Annotated in this window: 18 protein-coding genes; 10 read left to right on the top strand and 8 right to left on the bottom strand. The window is 60.8% G+C overall.

Going from position 1 to position 18,336, the window contains the following annotated elements; all coding sequences use genetic code 11:
- Positions 1-84 precede the first annotated feature (84 nt).
- From C5750_RS22980 to C5750_RS22960, 5 genes are all read left to right on the top strand, one after another.
- On the top strand, positions 85-891 hold the full coding sequence (locus C5750_RS22980) for an ABC transporter ATP-binding protein (RefSeq protein ID WP_105737141.1): 807 nt from the start codon (positions 85-87) through the stop codon (positions 889-891).
- The gene (locus tag C5750_RS22975; protein WP_105737139.1) at positions 891-1,838 is read left to right on the top strand and encodes an ABC transporter substrate-binding protein; all 948 of its coding nucleotides are present in this window, start codon (positions 891-893) and stop codon (positions 1,836-1,838) included. Before C5750_RS22980 ends, C5750_RS22975 begins: the two co-directional genes overlap by 1 nt.
- Positions 1,839-1,871: 33 nt before the next feature.
- Positions 1,872-2,858 carry a FecCD family ABC transporter permease gene (locus C5750_RS22970; RefSeq protein ID WP_105737359.1) on the top strand — a complete coding sequence of 329 codons (987 nt, stop codon included), beginning with the start codon at positions 1,872-1,874 and terminating at the stop codon, positions 2,856-2,858.
- 68 nt (positions 2,859-2,926) lie between these two features.
- Positions 2,927-3,163, top strand: coding sequence for an antitoxin (locus C5750_RS22965; protein WP_105737137.1), 237 nt, complete (start codon positions 2,927-2,929; stop codon positions 3,161-3,163).
- Positions 3,160-3,558, top strand: a complete 399-nt coding sequence (locus tag C5750_RS22960) for a type II toxin-antitoxin system VapC family toxin (RefSeq protein WP_162800179.1) — start codon at positions 3,160-3,162, stop codon at positions 3,556-3,558. Before C5750_RS22965 ends, C5750_RS22960 begins: the two co-directional genes overlap by 4 nt.
- On the opposite strand, the gene cysQ is transcribed toward C5750_RS22960, so the two are convergent.
- The 3 genes from cysQ to cysD all read right to left on the bottom strand — a co-directional run bounded on the left by cysQ (position 3,553) and on the right by cysD (position 7,387).
- Positions 3,553-4,365 carry a 3'(2'),5'-bisphosphate nucleotidase CysQ gene (cysQ, locus tag C5750_RS22955; RefSeq protein WP_105737135.1) on the bottom strand — a complete coding sequence of 271 codons (813 nt, stop codon included), beginning with the start codon at positions 4,363-4,365 and terminating at the stop codon, positions 3,553-3,555. The two genes, C5750_RS22960 and cysQ, sit on opposite strands and share 6 nt — an antisense overlap.
- Before the next feature lie 179 nt (positions 4,366-4,544).
- Positions 4,545-6,482: a bifunctional sulfate adenylyltransferase/adenylyl-sulfate kinase NodQ gene (gene nodQ, locus C5750_RS22945; RefSeq protein WP_105737131.1), complete on the bottom strand. Its 1,938-nt coding sequence runs from the start codon at positions 6,480-6,482 to the stop codon at positions 4,545-4,547.
- On the bottom strand, positions 6,482-7,387 hold the full coding sequence (gene cysD / locus C5750_RS22940; protein WP_105737129.1) for a sulfate adenylyltransferase subunit CysD: 906 nt from the start codon (positions 7,385-7,387) through the stop codon (positions 6,482-6,484). Before cysD ends, nodQ begins: the two co-directional genes overlap by 1 nt.
- A gap of 380 nt (positions 7,388-7,767) precedes the next feature.
- Here cysD and C5750_RS22935 point away from each other — a divergent pair, with 380 nt between their 5' ends.
- The 5 genes from C5750_RS22935 (at position 7,768) to C5750_RS22915 (ending at position 13,346) form a co-directional block, all read left to right on the top strand.
- A complete protein-coding gene (locus C5750_RS22935) occupies positions 7,768-8,565 on the top strand; it encodes a glycosyltransferase family 32 protein (protein WP_105737127.1) in 798 nt (265 codons plus the stop codon).
- A gap of 197 nt (positions 8,566-8,762) precedes the next feature.
- Positions 8,763-9,698 carry a sugar ABC transporter substrate-binding protein gene (locus C5750_RS22930; protein WP_105737125.1) on the top strand — a complete coding sequence of 312 codons (936 nt, stop codon included), beginning with the start codon at positions 8,763-8,765 and terminating at the stop codon, positions 9,696-9,698.
- A gap of 59 nt (positions 9,699-9,757) precedes the next feature.
- Positions 9,758-11,326, top strand: a complete 1,569-nt coding sequence (locus C5750_RS22925) for a sugar ABC transporter ATP-binding protein (protein ID WP_105737355.1) — start codon at positions 9,758-9,760, stop codon at positions 11,324-11,326.
- Positions 11,313-12,314, top strand: a complete 1,002-nt coding sequence (locus C5750_RS22920) for an ABC transporter permease (RefSeq protein ID WP_105737123.1) — start codon at positions 11,313-11,315, stop codon at positions 12,312-12,314. Before C5750_RS22925 ends, C5750_RS22920 begins: the two co-directional genes overlap by 14 nt.
- A 57-nt stretch (positions 12,315-12,371) precedes the next feature.
- Positions 12,372-13,346, top strand: a complete 975-nt coding sequence (locus C5750_RS22915) for a LacI family DNA-binding transcriptional regulator (protein ID WP_105737121.1) — start codon at positions 12,372-12,374, stop codon at positions 13,344-13,346.
- A 6-nt stretch (positions 13,347-13,352) separates the two neighbouring features.
- On the opposite strand, the gene C5750_RS22910 is transcribed toward C5750_RS22915, so the two are convergent.
- The 5 genes from C5750_RS22910 to C5750_RS22890 form a co-directional block, all read right to left on the bottom strand.
- On the bottom strand, positions 13,353-13,808 hold the full coding sequence (locus C5750_RS22910; RefSeq protein WP_105737119.1) for an RbsD/FucU family protein: 456 nt from the start codon (positions 13,806-13,808) through the stop codon (positions 13,353-13,355).
- 31 nt (positions 13,809-13,839) lie between these two features.
- The gene (gene rbsK, locus C5750_RS22905) at positions 13,840-14,769 is read right to left on the bottom strand and encodes a ribokinase (protein WP_105737117.1); all 930 of its coding nucleotides are present in this window, start codon (positions 14,767-14,769) and stop codon (positions 13,840-13,842) included.
- A gap of 72 nt (positions 14,770-14,841) precedes the next feature.
- Positions 14,842-15,837: an ABC transporter permease gene (locus tag C5750_RS22900; RefSeq protein ID WP_105737115.1), complete on the bottom strand. Its 996-nt coding sequence runs from the start codon at positions 15,835-15,837 to the stop codon at positions 14,842-14,844.
- 17 nt (positions 15,838-15,854) lie between these two features.
- A complete protein-coding gene (locus C5750_RS22895) occupies positions 15,855-16,832 on the bottom strand; it encodes an ABC transporter permease (RefSeq protein WP_105737113.1) in 978 nt (325 codons plus the stop codon).
- A complete protein-coding gene (locus C5750_RS22890; protein ID WP_105737111.1) occupies positions 16,829-18,328 on the bottom strand; it encodes a sugar ABC transporter ATP-binding protein in 1,500 nt (499 codons plus the stop codon). The genes C5750_RS22895 and C5750_RS22890 overlap by 4 nt, the downstream gene beginning before the upstream one ends.
- Between the last annotated feature and the right edge of the window lie 8 nt (positions 18,329-18,336).

Here is an 18,336-nt window from a genome sequence, read left to right as displayed (position 1 = left end):
ATGACGCGTCCGCGATGACGCAACGACATTTACCGCTTGGGATTTGACGCCATGTGCCTTGCCTGCAGTCACGCATATCCACCCATGAACCATGCCATCCTGCGTGCCGACGTGGTGACGTTCCGCACCGCCGGCCAGACGCTGGTGGACGAGGTGTCGCTCGACATCGCACGCGGCGCCCGCCTTGCCATTATCGGGCCGAACGGCGCGGGGAAATCAACGCTTCTGCGCATGCTGGCCGGTCTGCTGCGCCCCTCCTGCGGCAGCATCCACCTCGATGGCGCGGGAATAGACCGGCTGCCGCCCAAAGAACGGGCCAAAAGGTTTGCCTTTGTTGGCCAGACCGACATGCCGGACCCGCAACTGCTGGTGGATGATTACGTATCTTTTGGACGTATCCCGCACACGGGCACCCTGACCAAGGCAAGGGACCGGGATATCGTTGCCGAAGCCCTGGTGCGCGCCAGGATCGCCGCATATTCGCGCCGTCCCATCGGCTCGCTCTCCGGCGGCGAAAGGCAGCGTGTGCAGCTGGCGCGCGCCATCGCCCAGCAGCCGGACATCCTGTTTCTCGACGAACCCACCAATCATCTCGACCCGAAGGCGCGCAGCGAATTGCTGGCGCTGGTCGCCGGCCTCGATGTGACTGTCATAGCGGTGCTGCACGACCTGCCGCTGGTAGCGCCGTTCGCCACCCACGTCGCCGTCATGCACGCCGCGCAGCTCGTCGCCGCTGGCACGCCGGATGAAACGCTGACGCCGCGCATCGTCAGCGACGTCTTTGATCTTGATGTCCTGCGCCTGCGCCACCCCTCGCAGGATCGCGACCTCATGGTGTTCGAAGCACCAGAGCCAACAACAAAACAAACTGCTCAGCTACGGAGAATGTGATGAAAAGAATGCTGCTCGCCCTTGCCTTGTCGGCGCTATCAGCCCCCGCATGGGCGTTTCCCGTGACGGTCGACAGTTGCGGCAAACCCGTCACCTTCGAGGCCGCACCCAAGCGCGCTGTCATCCAGGACATTAACATGAGTGAAATGGCCTTTGCCCTGCACCTGCAATCCTCGATGGTCGGGGTATCGGGCATTACCGGCTGGTATAAACTCGATGACGCCTTCAAGAAGCAGCTGGGCTCCATTCCCGAGCTTGCGCCCAAATACCCGACCCTTGAAAATCTCATTGCGGCGGAACCGGATTTCTTCTTCGCCGGCTGGAATTACGGCATGAAACCGGGTGGCGAAGTCACCCCCGACACGCTGGCGCCGCACGGCATCAAGACGCTGGAACTGACCGAAAGCTGCATTCATCTCGACAAGAACCGGCCCGCCGCCACCATGGACCTGCTCTATGGCGATATGGAAAAGCTCGGCAAGATTTTCGACAAGGAAGAGGAAGCCAACACGCTGATCAGCGGCTGGAAGACCGAACTTGCTGCGATCAAGACCAAGATCGGCGACAAGAGCGGCACCCGCGTCTTCCTCTATGATTCCGGCGAGGACAAGCCGTTTACGGCGGGCAAGTTCGCCATTCCGACCGCGATGATCAGCGAAGCCGGTGGCACCAATATCATGGCCGATCTCGACACCAGCTGGGGCACCACCTCGTGGGAAACCGTGGCCACGCGCAATCCGGAATTCCTTGTGCTCCTCGATTATCAGGATGATGCGGGTTACCAGAAGCTGCTCGACTTCCTCAAGTCCCACCCGGCGATGAAGGAAACCGACGCGGTCAAGAACAACCGCTTCGTCGCCCTGCGCTATGCGGAACTGACGCCCGGACCGGCCAATATCGAGGCCATCGCCAAGATGGCCAAGGCCATGCATCCGGAAGCCTTCTGAGTGCATCTGCCTTTCCGTCAGCATCTGACACTGATGACTGGGGTGATGGCCATTCTGGCCCTCGCCCTCGTGTCCATTGCCTATGGGGCAACGGTCATTCCGCTCAGTGACGTCCTGCGCGCCGTCGCCCATGCCGCCGGTCTCTCCGATACCGCCGTCAACGGTCCGGTCGGCAAGATCATCGTCGACCTGCGCCTGCCGCGGGTGATCCTTGCCATCTGCGTTGGCGCTGGGCTCGGCATCATTGGCGCGCTGCTGCAGACCGTTACCCGCAACGATCTCGCCGATCCGTTCCTGTTCGGCCTTTCCAATGGCGCGGCGGCCGGAGCGGTCTCGGTGATTACGGTCATCGGCGACCGCTTCGGCATCTGGACCCTGCCGATTGCCGCGTTCAGCGGCGGCATGCTGGCGGCCATCGTCGTGCTCATGCTGGTGCGGCGCGTGCAGGGACAGGGGCCGGAACGGCTGATCCTGGCGGGCCTTGCCGTCTCTTTCCTTTTCGCTGCGCTCACCAATTACATGGTGTTTGCCGGCGACCAGCGCGCCGCGCATTCGGTGATGTTCTGGACGCTTGGCGGCCTCGGCCTTGCCCGCTGGGAAAACCTGCCGCTCGCCCTCGCCGGGCTTGCCGCCGTCCTCATCTACGCCCTGTACAACGACCGCAATCTCGATGCCTTGCTGGCGGGCGAAAACACGGCGGAAAGCCTTGGCATAAGGGTGACGCGCCTGCGCAACACGGTGTTCATCGTCTGCGCTTTCTCCACCGCGATCTTTGTCTCGGTGGCGGGTGTCATCGGCTTTGTCGGCCTGATGATCCCGCACATTGCCCGGCGTTTTTCCGGGCAGTTGCACGCGGGACTGATCGTCACCTGCGCGCTGCTCGGCGCCCTGCTGATCCTGCTCAGCGATCTTGCGGCCCGTCTGCTGCTGGCGCCGCAGGAACTGCCCATCGGGATCGTTACCAGTTCCATCGGCGCGTTTTTTGTGGTGACGATTCTGTTGCGGAAGCGAGCGGGGTAGCGATCCTTGTACAGTGGAAGGGATTGGCCTATGCTAAGGCATATGCCAAGATAGAGCGAGGTCCTGCCATGCAAGAACGTCAGGTAAAATTATTTCGCAATGGCCGAAATCAGGCTGTGCGGATCCCGGTTGAATTCGAAATGCCGGGTGACACCGCAATCATGCACCGCGAAGGAAACCGGTTGATCATCGAACCGGTCACGCGGCGGTCCTTGAGTGAGTTTCTCGCACATCTCGAACCGATTGATGAAGAGTTTCCCGATGTCGATGAAGGTCTTCTTCCCCTTCGCGAGATTGATTTATGACACACAGCCATATGCTCGACACCAATACGATTTCAAATTTGCTGCGCAATCAGAATGACCGTCTGACGGACAAGGTCAGACAGCACAGCAAGACAGTGTGCACAAGCATTCTCGTTGCCGCCGAGCTTCGCTATGGTGCGGACAAAAAGGGCTCGGCACGGCTGCGCGCGATCATTGAAGAATTGCTTGCGATCATCGATATCCTGCCATTCGAAAGCCCCGCAGACGCACACTACGCCCGTATTCGCACAGAACTTGAGGCGACAGGAAAACCAATCGGACCGAATGATCTTTTGATCGCAGCCCATGCCTGCGCGACCGGTACCGTGCTGGTGACAGACAATGTAAAAGAATTCAGCCGCGTGCCCGGGCTTCAAATTGAAAACTGGTTATAGCTTCCCCCAAGCCACGAAATCCGGATTGGCGAAATCGGCATCGTCGGCCTGGTTGCGGCGGCCATAGGTCAACGGGTTGCCGTCGAGCGTGAGCGTGATCCCGCCCGCAGCCCGCAGGACCGCATCGCCCGCCGCCGTATCCCATTCCATGGTCCGGCCGAAACGCGGGTAAATATCCGCCTCGCCGCGCGCCAGCAGGCCGAATTTCAGCGATGATCCGACGGACACACAGTCGGCAATACGGAATTTTTCCAGATAGGCATCGGTTTGCGGCGTGCGGTGCGAGCGGCTGGCAACCGCAATGAGATCGTGCGGACTGGCGCGGCAGCCTATGGCCTTGCGCGCGGTAACCGCACCGCCCTCGCCGACCGTGATCTCCTGCGCACCGGCAGTGCCGCCGGTGAACAGCACGCCGCGGACCGGGGCATAGACAACGCCGAGAACGGGCGCTGCGTTTTCGATCAGCGCGATGTTGACGGTGAAATCTCCGTTGCGGCTGACAAATTCCCGCGTTCCGTCGAGCGGGTCCACCAGATAGAAGCGCGCACCGAGATCGCCGGGTACATGGCCGCCGGAGATTTCCTCTTCCGCCACGACGGGTATGTCGGGCGTCGCCTTGCGCAGAGCCGCCAGGATGATGGCTTCCGCCGCATGATCGGCTTCGGTGACGGGTGACTGGTCATCCTTCAGCGCGAAATCACAGCCCTCCGCGTAAATGCGCAGGATTTCCTGCCCGGCGGCAATGGCCACTGTTTCCAGGACGGCAAGCAGGGCGGCATGATCGAGGGGCTTGAGGATTAACGTCATACACCCCCCTCTGGGCTGCCGCCCATCTCCCCCACAAGGGGGGAGATCACATCGGCATCGACGCTTTTGCTGACACTGCACTGTCTCAGAATTGATCGAAACAGAAATGAAGCCCGATCTCCCCCCTTGTGGGGGAGATGTCCGGCAGGACAGAGGGGGGTGAATAAATCAGGCATTGCCTAAATCGACCACGAGCTTTGATCATAATTGAAGATGATACCGTGCTCGACCAGCAGCTTCTCCACCTTCGAGGCAAGTGCCTCCGTCGTGCGGCCGACCGTGTGCAGGTGCAGTTCCGGATTCTCCGGCGCTTCATAGGGCGAGTCGACGCCGGTGAAGTTTTTGATCTCGCCGCGCAGCGCCTTGGCATAGAGCCCCTTGGGATCCCGGCGCGCGCATTCCTCAAACGGCGTATCGACAAACACTTCGAGGAATTCGCCGTCGTCCAGCAACTCGCGCACCATGCGCCGCTCCGAACGGAACGGCGAAATGAATGAGACCAGCACGATCAGCCCGGCATCCGCCATCAGCTTGGCCACCTCGCCGACGCGGCGGATGTTTTCCACCCGGTCCTCTTCGGTGAAGCCAAGATCGCGGTTGAGCCCGTGCCGCACATTGTCGCCATCGAGAATATAGGTGTGCTTGCCAAGCGAGGAGAGCCGCTTCTCCACCAGGTTGGCAACCGTCGATTTGCCCGAACCGGACAGGCCGGTGAACCAAATGACCGCCGGCTTCTGGTTCTTCTGGCCGGCACGTGACGCCTTGCTGACATCCAGCGCCTGCCAATGCACGTTCGATGCGCGGCGCAGGCCAAAATCGATCATGCCGGCACCGACCGTCGCATTGGTCAGGCGGTCGATCAGGATGAACGAGCCAGTCGAGCGGTTCGACTTGTAGGGGTCGAAGGCAATCGGCTCCTGTGTTGAAATATTGACGACGCCCACTTCATTGAGGTCAAGCGATTTGGCCGCTTCCTGGGCGAAACTGTTGATATCGATTCGGTATTTCAGATCGGTGATCGTGGCTGTCGCCTGATCGGTCTCCGTGCGCAGGATATAGGAGCGGCCGGGGATCAGCGCATGTTCGGCAAACCAGACGAGATGCGCGGCAAACTGGTCCGCCACCTCGGGGCGGGCGCCGGGCGCAACCAGCATGTTGCCGCGCGACACCTCGACCTCATCCTCGAGCACCAGCGTCACCGCCTGTCCTTCAACAGCCCGGTCAAGGTCGCCGTCCAGCGTGACGACGCGCTTGACGCGCGAAGACTTGCCGGACTTGGCAACCACCACCTCGTCCCCCGGCGAGACGACACCGGAGGCGATGGTGCCGGAGAAGCCGCGGAAGTCGAGATTGGGCCGGTTGACGTATTGCACCGGGAAACGGAAGGGACGCTCCTCGTCCGCATTGGCGAGCGGCACGTCTTCGAGATGTTCGAGCAGCGCCGGGCCCTTGTACCAGGGCATATTGGCGGAGGCGGAAATGACATTGTCGCCAAAGCGGGCGGAGAGCGGAATGGGCTGGATCGACTGGAAGCCGAGCTTGCCGGCGAAATCCTGGTAGTCGGCGACGATCCGGTCAAAAATGGCCTGGGAGTAATCGACGAGATCGATCTTGTTGATGGCCAGGACGATGTTGCGGATGCCCAGCAGCGAAGCGATGAAACTGTGGCGGCGTGTCTGCCGCAAAATACCCTGCCGCGCATCGACAAGCACGATGGCAAGATCGGCGGTCGAAGCACCGGTTGCCATGTTGCGGGTATATTGCTCGTGGCCGGGCGTATCGGCGACAATGAACTTGCGCTTGGGCGTCGAGAAGAAGCGGTAGGCGACATCAATGGTGATGCCCTGCTCGCGCTCGGCTTCCAGACCATCGACCAGCAGCGCGAAATCGATGTCCTCGCCATTGGTGCCATGTTTGCGGCTGTCGTTCTGCAGGGCGGCCAGCTGGTCCTCGAAGATCAGCTTGGTGTCGTAGAGCAGACGGCCGATCAGCGTCGACTTGCCATCATCGACCGAACCACAGGTGAGAAAGCGCAGCAGCGATTTCTTTTCCTGTTCGGCCATGTAGGCGCGGATTTCCTCGGCAGCGGAAGCCTCGATCGGGGCAATGGTGTTCATCAGAAATAGCCCTCGCGCTTCTTCTTCTCCATCGAACCGGCTTCATCCTTGTCGATCATGCGGCCCTGCCGTTCGGAGGTGCGGGCGATCAGCATTTCGCTGACGATTTCCGGCAAGGTCACCGCATCGGATTCAATCGCACCGGTCAAGGGATAGCATCCCAGCGTGCGAAAGCGAACAAGCTTCTCCTGCAGCTCTTCGCCGGGCAGCAGCTGCATGCGCTCGTCATCGCGCATGATCAGCATGCCGTCGCGCTCTACCACCGGCCGCCGTGCGGCATAATACAGCGGAACGATCGGAATGTTCTCCTGCAGGATGTATTGCCAGACATCCAGCTCTGTCCAATTGGAGATCGGGAAGACACGGATGGATTCGCCCTTGGCGACCCGCGTGTTGTAGATCTTCCACATTTCCGGGCGCTGGTTCTTCGGGTCCCAGGAATGCTGCGCGTTGCGGAAGGAGAAAATGCGCTCTTTTGCCCGTGACTTCTCCTCGTCGCGCCGCGCGCCGCCGAAGGCTGCATCGAAACCGTATTTGTCGAGCGCCTGCCGCAGCGCGACGGTCTTCATGATGTGGGTATGGGTGTTCGATCCATGCACGAAGGGGCTGATGCCCTGGTCGATGCCTTCCTGGTTGCTGTGCAGCAGCAGGTCGAAGCCGAGACGTTTGGCTTCTGAATCACGAAACGCGATCATCTCCTTGAATTTCCACGTGGTATCCACGTGCAGGAAGGGAAATGGCGGCTTGGCCGGATAGAAGGCCTTCATCGCCAGATGCAGCATCACGGAGGAATCCTTGCCGATGGAATACAGCATCACCGGCTTGGCGAATGTTGCGGCAACCTCGCGGAAAATATGGATCGCTTCGGCTTCAAGACGCTGAAGATGCGTCAGGCTCTTGGTCATGAAAATCACTGTCCACTGTTTTTCGGCGTCTTACGATGTGCCGATACTGGCGGCAACCATAGTGGAACGCTTCGCCGGAAGAAAAGGATGGTTTCACAAGCCGGGGGAAATTCGCGCCAATTTATTGCTGCCGCTACGATAAATGGCAGAACTTCATTCCAGTGAAGCTGAAAGCAGGAGCCCGGCTTTTTCAAAAAAGCCAAACCGTGGAAAATTGATCCAGCCGGTTTGCCGGCCCCCGGCCCTGCCTTCCCTCACCATTTATGCCGTTGAAATGCGGCCAACCATCTACGACTTTAGTCTAACAATGCGATTGACCAGGATCAGCAACTCTCATAGATGGACTGGCACTTTAACACTTTTTTCCGCTGGAATAGTTCATGGATATTTGCACCTTCTGGTATGGCCCGCGCCTTCGGGAGGTGGACCGGGTCTGTCTGGCATCGATGGTGATGACCGGACAGCGGGTGAAGCTCTACGCGTTCGACGAGATTGCAAACCTTCCCAAGGGCATCGAGATTTGCGATGCGGCGCCGATACTGGACAAAAAATATCTTCGGCGCATCGACCCGGATTTTCCCGATATCGAGAACCCCGGTCACGTCGTATCGCAGTTCAGCGACCTGTTTCGCGTCACGCTGATGAAGAAACAGCAGGGCCTTTGGCTTGATACCGACATGTACCTGATGAAACAGTTTCATCCGGCGACCGACAAGCCTTACCTCGCCCGGGAGAACCACTTCCGCCTCGGTGTATCGGCGATGTATCTGCCGCCGGACAACCCCGTCATCGGCGAGTTCGATACCTATATGGAAGGAACGGTCGTGGTTCCGCCATGGCTGGGCTTCCGCCGCCGCGTCATGCGCCCGGCATGGTTCCGGATGACCGGACAAAAGGTAACGCCCGCCACCATCGGCATCACCGCCTTCGCCAATGACGGCATTTCGCGCATGGCCAAGCGTTACGGTTTCTTCAAGGATGCCGCGCCGAAGGAAAACTTCTATTACTGGACGGCCCGCGATGCCCTGCGCATCTTTGACCCGGCCTATGGCCTCGAACCGCTCGACCATCCGGATTTCATCGGCTTCCACGTCCACAAGAAAGACCCGACCAACCAGCCGCTTGTTCCCGGCAGTTTTTACCACTGGGCTGCCAACCGCGTCGCGGATTATCTGTAAGCTTCGTTAGTCAGCGTTCCGTTCGCCCGCGTCTGCCTATCTCTCGAATGAAACGTTTCATATTGACATCCCGCTCATCTTCGGGCTCCTATTGCGCTGGGACGAGGCTATTGCGCCCGCGCAATGAAACGTTTCATCGCCATGTTGGAGGACGTGGCAAACCGTTGAACGTCTTTTGTCATTCTGGGAGGAATACAATGAAATTCGCACGTCTTATCGCCGCCAGCGTCCTGGCCGGCACGCTCGCCATGCCGGCTGCCAGCTATGCCGCCGATAAACCTGTCGTCGGGCTCGTGATGAAGTCCCTCGCCAACGAATTCTTCAAGAACATGCTTGAGGGTGCAAAGGCCCACGAGGCCAAGCGCGGCGACTACACGCTGAAGGCCGTCGGCATGCAGTCCGAGACCGATGTCGAGACGCAGATCAATGCCATCGAGAGCTTCATCACCCAGAAGGTCGATGCCATCGTTGTTGCCCCCTCCGATTCCCGTGCGCTCGTGCCGCCGATCAAGCGTGCCGTGGATGCCGGTATCACCGTCGTCAATTTCGACGTGGCGCTGGATGACAAGGCCAAGCAGGAGGCAGGCCTGAAGCTCGCCTTTGTCGGCCCCGATAACCGCGAAGGCGCCAAGATGGCCGGTGATGCGCTGGCCAAGAAACTGGGTGCGGGCGCCAAGGTCGTCATCATCGAAGGCAATCCGGGTGCCGACAATGCGGCCCAGCGCAAGCTCGGCTTCATGGACTCCGTCACTGCGGGCAAGCTCGATCTGCTCGACTCGCGCACCGCCCATTGGGAAACCGAAGAAGCCAACACCGTATTCTCCAATATGCTGACCGCCCATCCGGATATCCAGGGCGTGATGGCGGCCAATGACTCCATGGTTCTCGGCGTCGTCAAGGCCATCGAAGCGGCTGGTAAAACAGGCAAGATCGAAGTTGTCGGCTTTGACAACATCCCGGCGGTCCAGCCGCTGCTGAAGGAAAAGAAGCTGCTTGCCACGGTCGACCAGTTCGGCCAGCTGATGGCCGCCAACGCCATCGACAAGGCGCTTGGTGTGGTGGCTGGCGGCAAGCCGCTCGAAGGCTGGGTCAAGACCGATATCAAGCTCGTGACATCGGACGACGTGAAGTAACACGGGGTAGAACCGCGGCTGTGCCTGCTCCGGCACAGCCGCCAACCGGGTCGATGATCATGGAAAACCCTGACATGGCAGGCGCGGCCGCTCCGGCACCGGCCGGTGCTGCGCCGGTGATTGAACTCTCCGGCGTCAAGAAGCGCTTTGGCGGCGTTGTCGCCCTCAACGGCGTCAGCTTTTCGCTGCGCCCCGGCGAAGTGCATGCGCTCGTCGGCGAAAATGGCGCGGGCAAATCGACGCTGATCAAAATCCTGTGCGGGATCATCCAGCGGGATGCCGGGTCGATCACGCTGGGCGGCGAGACCTATGATCCGCACACGCCGGGCGATGCCAAGAAGGCAGGCATTCAGGTGGTGCACCAGGAATTCAATCTGCTGCCCTACCTCTCCGTAGCCGAAAACATCTGCTTTGAGGACATGCCGCGCAAGGCGTTCGGCATGGTTGATTATCCCACGCTCTACGCAAAAGCCCGCAAGGCGCTCGATGCCATCGGTCTGGGGGACGTCGATGTGCGCCGTCCGGTGGAATCCCTCGGCGTGGCGCACCGCCAGCTGGTGGAAATCGCCCGGGCGCTGATGGGCGAAAGCCGCATTCTCATTCTCGACGAGCCGACCGCAACACTGACCGCGCGCGAAACCGAACGGCTGTTCCAGATCATCGCCGCCCTGAAGGCCAAAGGCGTCGCTGTCGTGTTTGTCTCGCACCACCTCAACGAGGTGTTCTCGATCTGTGACCGGGTCACCGTCCTGCGCAACGGCGAATCCGTCATGACGGCGGATATTGCGGGAACGACAACCGATCAGCTGGTCACCAACATGGTCGGGCGCCAGCTTGCCGCCGCCATGGCCACCGCGCGCGATCTCGACACGGGCGGCCGCACAGCGCTTTCGCTGCGCAACCTGCGCCATCCCGCTTCGCCGCACGCGGAAGGCGTTTCGTTCGACCTGCATTACGGTGAAATCCTCGGGATCGCCGGGCTGGTCGGCTCCGGCCGCACCGAACTGCTGCGCTCGATCTTCGCCGCCGACCTGCCTCTCTCCGGCACGATTGAACGCGACGGCCAGCCGCGCCGCTACCGCAATCCCAAGCAGGCCATTCGTGACGGCATCGGCTTCGTCACGGAAGACCGCAAGGAAGAGGGCCTGATCCTCGGCATGGCAATTGCGGCCAATGTCACGCTGGCGAGCCTGCGCAAGGTTTCGCGGCTCGGCCTTCTCGACAAGCGCGAGGAAACCCGGCTGACGCGCGCGCTCGGCGACGAGATCAGGCTGAAATATGGCGACACCGCCGATGCGGTCTCCACGCTCTCCGGTGGAAACCAGCAAAAGGTCGTCCTGGCCAAATGGCTGGCGAACAACCCGAAAATCCTGCTGCTCGATGAACCGACCCGCGGCGTCGATGTGGGCGCCAAGGCCGAAATCTATGCGCTGCTGCGCGGCCTTTCGGAAAAGGGGCTGGCGCTGCTTATCGTCTCCTCGGAACTGCCCGAGCTCATCACCCTCAGCGACCGCATTCTCGTCATGTCGAAACACCGCATTGCCGGAGAAGTGGCACGCGCGGACTTTTCCGAAGAGCGCATCCTGAACTTTGCCTACAAGGACGAACGCAACCATGGACACCACTGATTTGACCACGGCACAGGCGGGCAGCAAAACCATCGCCACCACGACCAAGACCGTGCTGCGCGAAGCGGGCATCGGCATCGCGCTCATTGCGCTGATCATCGTGTTTTCCTTCACACCGCACTTCCTGTCCTCCAGCAATGTCACCAATATCCTGACGCAGGTGACGATCAACCTTGTGCTTTCCATCGGCATGACCTTCGTCATCCTCATTGGCGGCATCGATCTTTCGGTCGGCTCCGTCCTGTCCTTCTGCGCCGTGGTGGCGGGCACGGTGATGACCCTGCCGGGGCTCGACCCTGCAGTCGCGGTGTTTCTTGCCACCATCAGCGCCATCGTGGCCGGTATCGGCTTCGGCCTCCTCAACGGCCTGATCAGCGCCTGGTGGGCGATCCCCTCCTTCATCGTCACGCTGGGAACGCTCAACATTGCCCGCGGCGCGGCGCTGCAGGTCACCAATGCATCGACCATCTATTCCTTCCCGGCCGCCTTCAATGCCTTCGGCTCGCAGACCTTCTACGGCATTCCGCTCCTGTTCCTGATTGCGCTGGTGCTGGTGGCAATCGGCTGGTTCGTGCTGACCAAGACCGTGTTCGGCCGCGTGCTCTACGGCATCGGCAACAATGAGGAAGCGGCCCGCCTCGCCGGCCACAACGTGTTCTTCTACAAGGTGGCGGCATTCACCATCTGCGGCGTGCTCGTCGGTATCGGCGCGATCATCTACATGGCCCGCCTGAACATCGCCAGCCCGATCATCGGCATCGGTTTTGAGCTCAATGCCATCGCCGCCGTCATCATTGGCGGCACCAGCCTCAGCGGCGGGCGCGGCAGCATTGTCGGCACACTGCTTGGCGCCTGCATCATCGGCGTGCTCGCCAATGGCCTCATCCTGCTCGGCCTCAGCGATTTCATGCGCCAGATGATCACCGGATTTGTGATTATCCTTGCAGTAATCCTTGACAAATATCGTGAAAGATTGACGAAAGCATAGGGGATATATGGCGTTGCCGGCTTCACACGGCACCCGCAACAGGTCAGGCATGGGAAGATGGTCAACATCAAGGATGTAGCAGCACGGGCCAATGTTTCCGTCGGCACGGTTTCACGCGTGTTGGCGAAGAACGAGACCGTCGGTAAGGAACTGCGTGAACTGGTGGAAGCCACCATCCGCGAGCTGAATTTCCGCCCGAACGGCGTCGCACGCGGCCTGCGCCGCAGCCGCACCGACATGATCGGCCTCGTCATTCCCGATATCACCAACCCGTTCTTTGCCGAACTGGCCAAGCATGTGGAGGCGATTGCCTCGCAGGCCGGTTTCTCCGTGCTCCTGTCGATCACCAATGACGATCCGAAGATCGAACTGGCGCAGATCAACAGCCTGCTCAAGAGCTATCCCACCGGCCTCATCGTCGTGCCGACGCAGTTCGGCGCCTCGAAGGGCTGGAGCAGCGACGTGGCGACGGTCGCCGTTGACCGGCGTTTTGCCGGCCTCCCGCTCATATCCGTCAACCACTACCGGGGCGCGGGCCTTGCCGCCGCACATCTCGTGGCGCTTGGCCATGAGCGCATTGCCTATATCGCCGGTTCCGCCGATGCGCCGGTTTCGCGCGAACGGCGCGCCGGTTTCCTCAACCTGCTTGGCACGACGGGCGCGCGCTGCGAGCCGGTCGAGGGCCATTTCGACTATGCGTCGGGCGAAACGCTCGGGCGCTTCCTGCTCGACCGTCCGCCGCATGAGCGCCCGACCGCCATTGCCACGGCCAGCGACCAGCAGGCCATCGGTCTTCTGCGTGCCGCCAGCGATCTCGACCTCAAGGTGCCGGACGACGTGTCGATCATCGGGTTCGACGATATTCCGCTGGCCAATCTGGTGACGCCGCGCCTGACCACCATCAGCCAGCCCGTCGAACAGATCGCCGCGCGGGCGTTTGCCGCCATCACGGGTACCGACAACGGGCCTTTGCAGGATGACTATCTCGAGGCAACGCTGGTGGTGCGCGGTTCGACGGCGCCGCCGCGCTAGATTGCATCAGACTGCATCAGGCGCAATCACGCCCTTGGTGAGGATAAAACAGCCATAGAAGCGCCGCTCGCCCGTGGCGATGACGCAATAGGCGTTCTTGGCATGCTCATAGAAGGCCATGCGGTCGATGGACACCATCGGCCAGTGCTTGCCCTCGGCGGTATCGATTTCCGCCTGCATTTCCTTCTGCACATCCGGTATCTCGTCAGGGCTGCCGACGATTTCCATGCGCGCGGCAGCATCGTCGATGAAGGTATCGAGCGGCATGACCGACAGTACGGCCCTGGCGGCGCGCGGCGCGCTCACATTATCGATCCGCAGCAGGCGGCCGAGGCGGGTCTGCCGGGCGATGGAATCGCCGGGGAAATTCGTATCGCAAATGACCAGGCGATCGCCGTGCCCCATGGACTTCAGCGCATAGAGGACATCGGCATTCAGCAGCGGATCGAGATTTTTCAGCACGGTTGTTTCCTCATTCTTGCAGGTATTGGCCTTATGCCCTGGTGGCAGCGACGAAGGCTTCGAACTCTGCCGTCGTCGCATAGGATTTCTGCGTGCCCGGACGCGTGATCGAATCCGCCGCATAAAGCGCCGCCTTCTGCAGCGACGCTTCCAGCTCCCTGGTCTCGACATAGAAGCGGGCAAAGCTGCCAATGAAGGCATCGCCGGCGCCGGTCGTGTCCTTCGGCTTGACCTTGACCGGTTCGATCATGGTCGACTTGTCCGCCGTGATCAGCCGCGCGCCGCGCGAGCCGAGCGTAACGATCACGGTGCGGATGCCCCGGGTGATCAGCGCATGGGCGGCCTGTTCGATCTGCTCATCCGTGTCGGTGGGCATGCCGGTCAGAAGCGCCAGCTCGCTCTCGTTCGGCACCACGAAGGTGACTTTGGCAACCTTTGCAGCATCCAGGCCGGGCGCGGCGGGAGCAGGATTGAGAATGGTCTCGATACCGTGTTTCTCGGCGAAGACAGCGGTGTAATAGACTGTCTCCAGCGGCACTTCCAGCTGCATCAGGATCAGATCGCATTGCTTCAGGTCTTCGGCCGCCGCATCGATATCAGCGGGCTTGAGATCATTGTTGGCGCCCTTGATGATCAGGATCGAATTCTCGCCTGTTTCGTCGACGAAAATCGGCGCGACGCCGCTGGACTGCCCGGCCACCATGCCGACATGGCTGATGTCGATGCCGTTGTTCCTCAGATTGTCGATGGTGCTCTGGCCGAACACGTCATCGCCCACCTTGGTCACCATCATCACCTCGGCGCCGAGCCGGGCGGCCGCCACGGCCTGATTGGCACCCTTGCCGCCGAACCCCATGGCAAATGCCGGTGCTTCCAGGGTTTCGCCGGGCGCCGGCATGCGGATGATCGACGTGACGAGATCGGTCATGTTGCTGCCGACGACTGCAATGCGACGAGCCATATGTGTATTCCTTGCCTTATCCGTAGTGTTTGAAATTGCTCTATATCAATGATTTCGCGAAAGAAACATGCCCTACCTGTCACTGTTCCTGAAGGCGTTGAGCGCGATGACCAGCAGCAGGAAACCACCCCAGATGAAGTCGATCAGATGGTTGGAAAAACGCAGGATCTGGAAGCCGGACGACAGCAGCATCAGCGCGATCAGGGCAATGGAAACCCCGAGCACCCTGCCCTTACCACCAGCCGGATTGGTACCGCCCAGCACGGCGATCAGGATGGCCTGCAGGAGATAGGATGCGCCATAATCGGACTTGGCCGCGTTGGTCCGGCCCGACAGGATGATCCCGGCAATGGCGGCGAGCAGGCCGGTCATCATGTAGGAGTAGAAAATCATCCGGTCCTTGCGCAGACCGGCAAAGATGGCGGCGCGCGGATTGGTGCCGATCAGCATCAGGTTGACGCCGAGGGTGGTGCGCGTCAGCAGGACAGCGACAGCACCCGCAACGATGACAAACAGGATGAACGGCGTGGCGATGCCCAGAATCTTGCCGTTGCCGATAAAGTTCCAGGCATCCGGGAAACCGACAATCGCCGGGCCGCCGGTGAGGACCACGGCAAGGCCGGTAAAGATCTGCCCGGTGCCCAGCGTCGCCAGGATCGGCGTGATGCGCAGTTTCGAGATGAGGAAGCCGTTGAGCACTCCGGCGAGCAGGCCGATGGCGAGCGCCATCAGGACGCCGATGCCGGTATACAGCAGCACCATGCCGGTGGACTGGCTGGTACCGACGATCACCGAATGGAAGAACACACCGGCAAGGATACCGGCGAGATTGGCGATACCCACCACCGAAAGGTCAATGCCGCCGGTCAGCATGGCGATCATCATGGCAATGGCGAGGATGCCGAGTTCCGGCATGATGTAGGTGATGGACTCGAAATTGTAGTAGCGCAGGAACTTGTCCGGGTTGAGATAGGACATCAGCGCGAAGACGAGCACGGTGATGACGAGCAGTTGCAGGATGTTGCGGTCCTGTCCGAGAATGCGCTTGGCGAATGAGCTGTTTTGCATGATGACGTTCCCTGCTCTCACACCAGTTTCTTGCGGTCGCGCCAGGCGGTCAGCGCTGTCGCAACGATAATGATCAGCCCGACGACGACACGCTGCCACGTGGTGTCGACCTTCATGATGATCAGGCTGTTCTTGACCATGACAAGCATGAACACCCCGAGCAGCGTGCCGATGACGCTGCCGCGCCCGCCGAAGATCGAGGCGCCGCCAAGCACCACAGCGGCGATGACATCAAGCTCGAGCCCGGCGAAATCACGCGGATTGGCAAGCCAGATCATCGAGCCGTGCAGGAGACCGGCAAAGCCGGCAAGCGCCCCGGCAAAGCAATAGACGAAGAACAGCGTGCGGCGGGTGTTGAAACCGACACGGCTCGCCGCTTCCGGCGCGCCGCCCAGCGCAAAAATGCTGCGGCCCGCCATGGTGTGGCGCAGGAAAAGATGGGTTGCGAGGGCAAGGCCGAGATAGATCAGGATCATCGCCGTCAGGCCGAAATTGGTGCCGGTGGCCGAGGTCAGGCTGACAAGGTCGGTCTTGGCAAACGCGATCAGCTGCTGGGGCATCTTGTCGATGTTGATGACACTGGTGCCGACAAGGCCAAGCAGCAATCCGCGCACGACACTGCCGGTGCCCAATGTCACGATCAACGGGATCATCCGGAATGTGTGGATGAAAAACGCATTGAACGCGCCGAGAAACAGGCCAATGAGCGTCGCCGCGACGAAGGGCAGAAACACGCCCTCATAGCCGATATAGATCATCAGCTTGATGGTCAGGTACATGGCGGCGGCGGCAAAGGCGGTGAACGACACGTCGATGCCGCCCGAGATCATCACCACAAGCACACCGAGCGCCATGATGCCGATGATGACGTTGCTGCGCAGGAGCCCGAACAGGTTATCCAGCGACCAGAAGGCCGGGTTGATCAGACCAATGATGATCATGGCGGCAAAGAGGATGCAGGCGATGATGAATTCGGATCGGCGAAACAGAGTCATTTCAAGGCCTTCAGGCGGTCGTTTAGAGTGTCTTCATCCAAAACATCAGGGCCGATTTCATCGACGAAACGGCCGCGATGCATGATGATGACGCGGTTGCAGTTCTGCACCAGTTCGGGCACATCGTCCGATATCATCAACACGGCAAGGCCATCCTGGGTGGCAAGTTCGCGGATCTTGCGATGGATCTGCGCCTTGGAGCCGACATCGACACCGACGGTCGGGCCGTTGAGGATGAGCACCCGCGCACCCGTCAACAGCCAGCGCGCCAGCACCACGCGCTGCTGGTTGCCGCCGGAAAGATGGTTGACGGGTGTATAGGGTCCGGGCGCCGCGATCTGCATGGCGCCGAACATCGAGGTGGTTGCCTTCGCCGTCTTGCTGCGGTCGATGAACAGGCCGCGGACAAAATTGTCGATGGATGTCGCCAGCATGTTGCGCTCGATCGACTGGGTCAGGAACAGGCCTTCGGTCAGCCGGTCTTCCGGCACATAGGCCAGGCCGCTGGCAATGGCTTCCTGCACCGTCCTGGGATGCACGCCGGTGCCGTCGACCTTCACGGTCCCTGTGAATTTCGGATGCATGCCGAACAGGGCCAGAGCCAGTTCCGTGCGGCCGGAGCCGATGAGCCCGGACAGGCCGACAATCTCGCCCGCATGCAATGTCAGATTGATATCATCGAGGCTGCCGGCAATGCTGAGATTGCGCACGTCGAGGCGCGGCAGCGTATCGCCCTTTGTCGGCTGCCAGCGATAGACCTGATCGGTAAGGTCATGCCCGGTCATGGCGCGGGTGATTGCAGGCTCGTCGAAATCGCCGATCGGGCCTTCGGCGACCTTCTTGCCGTTGCGCAGGACCGTCAGCCTTTCGCTGATCTCCAGCATTTCGCGCATCTTGTGGCTGACGAACAGCACGGCGATGCCCTGCGCCTGGATATCGCGCACAATGCGGAACAGCGCGTCGACCTCATGCCGGGTCAGCGCCGTCGTCGGCTCGTCCATGATGATCAGGCGCGCATCGGCCATGACGGCACGGGCAATCGCCACGATCTGCTTGCCCGATGTCGGCAGCGTCTCGACATCGGCGTCGAGATCCATCGTCACGCCAAGCCGGGCGAGCGCCTTTTCGGCAAGTTCACGCACACGGCGCCAGTTCACGGTGCGCTTGCCCTCCAGCAGCAGCGTATTCAGCGCCAGATTTTCGGCAACGGTCAGATTTCCGAACAGGGAAAAATCCTGATAGATGACCTGAATGCCATGCTGCACCGACTGGGCGGGCGTCATGCCGGAGACCGGCTTGCCATCGATCAGGATTTCACCATCGGACGGCTGGTAGACGCCGGCCATGATCTTGATGATCGTCGATTTGCCGGAACCGTTCTCTCCGGCAAGACAGTGGATTTCACCCGGCTTGATCGCGAGCGAGACAGCATCCAGCGCCACGAGGCCGCCGAAGCGCTTGCCGATATTTTTCAGTTCCAGAAGGTGTTCGCTCATGCTCTCTC

Source organism: Phyllobacterium myrsinacearum (assembly GCF_002980555.1).
GTDB classification, from domain to species: Bacteria; Pseudomonadota; Alphaproteobacteria; order Rhizobiales; family Rhizobiaceae; genus Phyllobacterium; species Phyllobacterium myrsinacearum.
This window is presented reverse-complemented; position numbering and strand designations above follow the sequence as displayed.

Coding starts and splice junctions, on each gene's coding strand:
- C5750_RS22980 (WP_105737141.1), top strand. CDS start 85: ATGAACCATGCCATCCTGCGTGCCGACGTGGTGACGTTCCGCACCGCC.
- C5750_RS22975 (WP_105737139.1), top strand. CDS start 891: ATGAAAAGAATGCTGCTCGCCCTTGCCTTGTCGGCGCTATCAGCCCCC.
- C5750_RS22970 (WP_105737359.1), top strand. CDS start 1,872: ATGACTGGGGTGATGGCCATTCTGGCCCTCGCCCTCGTGTCCATTGCC.
- C5750_RS22965 (WP_105737137.1), top strand. CDS start 2,927: ATGCAAGAACGTCAGGTAAAATTATTTCGCAATGGCCGAAATCAGGCT.
- C5750_RS22960 (WP_162800179.1), top strand. CDS start 3,160: ATGACACACAGCCATATGCTCGACACCAATACGATTTCAAATTTGCTG.
- cysQ (WP_105737135.1), bottom strand. CDS start 4,365: ATGACGTTAATCCTCAAGCCCCTCGATCATGCCGCCCTGCTTGCCGTC.
- nodQ (WP_105737131.1), bottom strand. CDS start 6,482: ATGAACACCATTGCCCCGATCGAGGCTTCCGCTGCCGAGGAAATCCGC.
- cysD (WP_105737129.1), bottom strand. CDS start 7,387: ATGACCAAGAGCCTGACGCATCTTCAGCGTCTTGAAGCCGAAGCGATC.
- C5750_RS22935 (WP_105737127.1), top strand. CDS start 7,768: ATGGATATTTGCACCTTCTGGTATGGCCCGCGCCTTCGGGAGGTGGAC.
- C5750_RS22930 (WP_105737125.1), top strand. CDS start 8,763: ATGAAATTCGCACGTCTTATCGCCGCCAGCGTCCTGGCCGGCACGCTC.
- C5750_RS22925 (WP_105737355.1), top strand. CDS start 9,758: ATGGAAAACCCTGACATGGCAGGCGCGGCCGCTCCGGCACCGGCCGGT.
- C5750_RS22920 (WP_105737123.1), top strand. CDS start 11,313: ATGGACACCACTGATTTGACCACGGCACAGGCGGGCAGCAAAACCATC.
- C5750_RS22915 (WP_105737121.1), top strand. CDS start 12,372: ATGGTCAACATCAAGGATGTAGCAGCACGGGCCAATGTTTCCGTCGGC.
- rbsK (WP_105737117.1), bottom strand. CDS start 14,769: ATGGCTCGTCGCATTGCAGTCGTCGGCAGCAACATGACCGATCTCGTC.
- C5750_RS22900 (WP_105737115.1), bottom strand. CDS start 15,837: ATGCAAAACAGCTCATTCGCCAAGCGCATTCTCGGACAGGACCGCAAC.
- C5750_RS22895 (WP_105737113.1), bottom strand. CDS start 16,832: ATGACTCTGTTTCGCCGATCCGAATTCATCATCGCCTGCATCCTCTTT.
- C5750_RS22890 (WP_105737111.1), bottom strand. CDS start 18,328: ATGAGCGAACACCTTCTGGAACTGAAAAATATCGGCAAGCGCTTCGGC.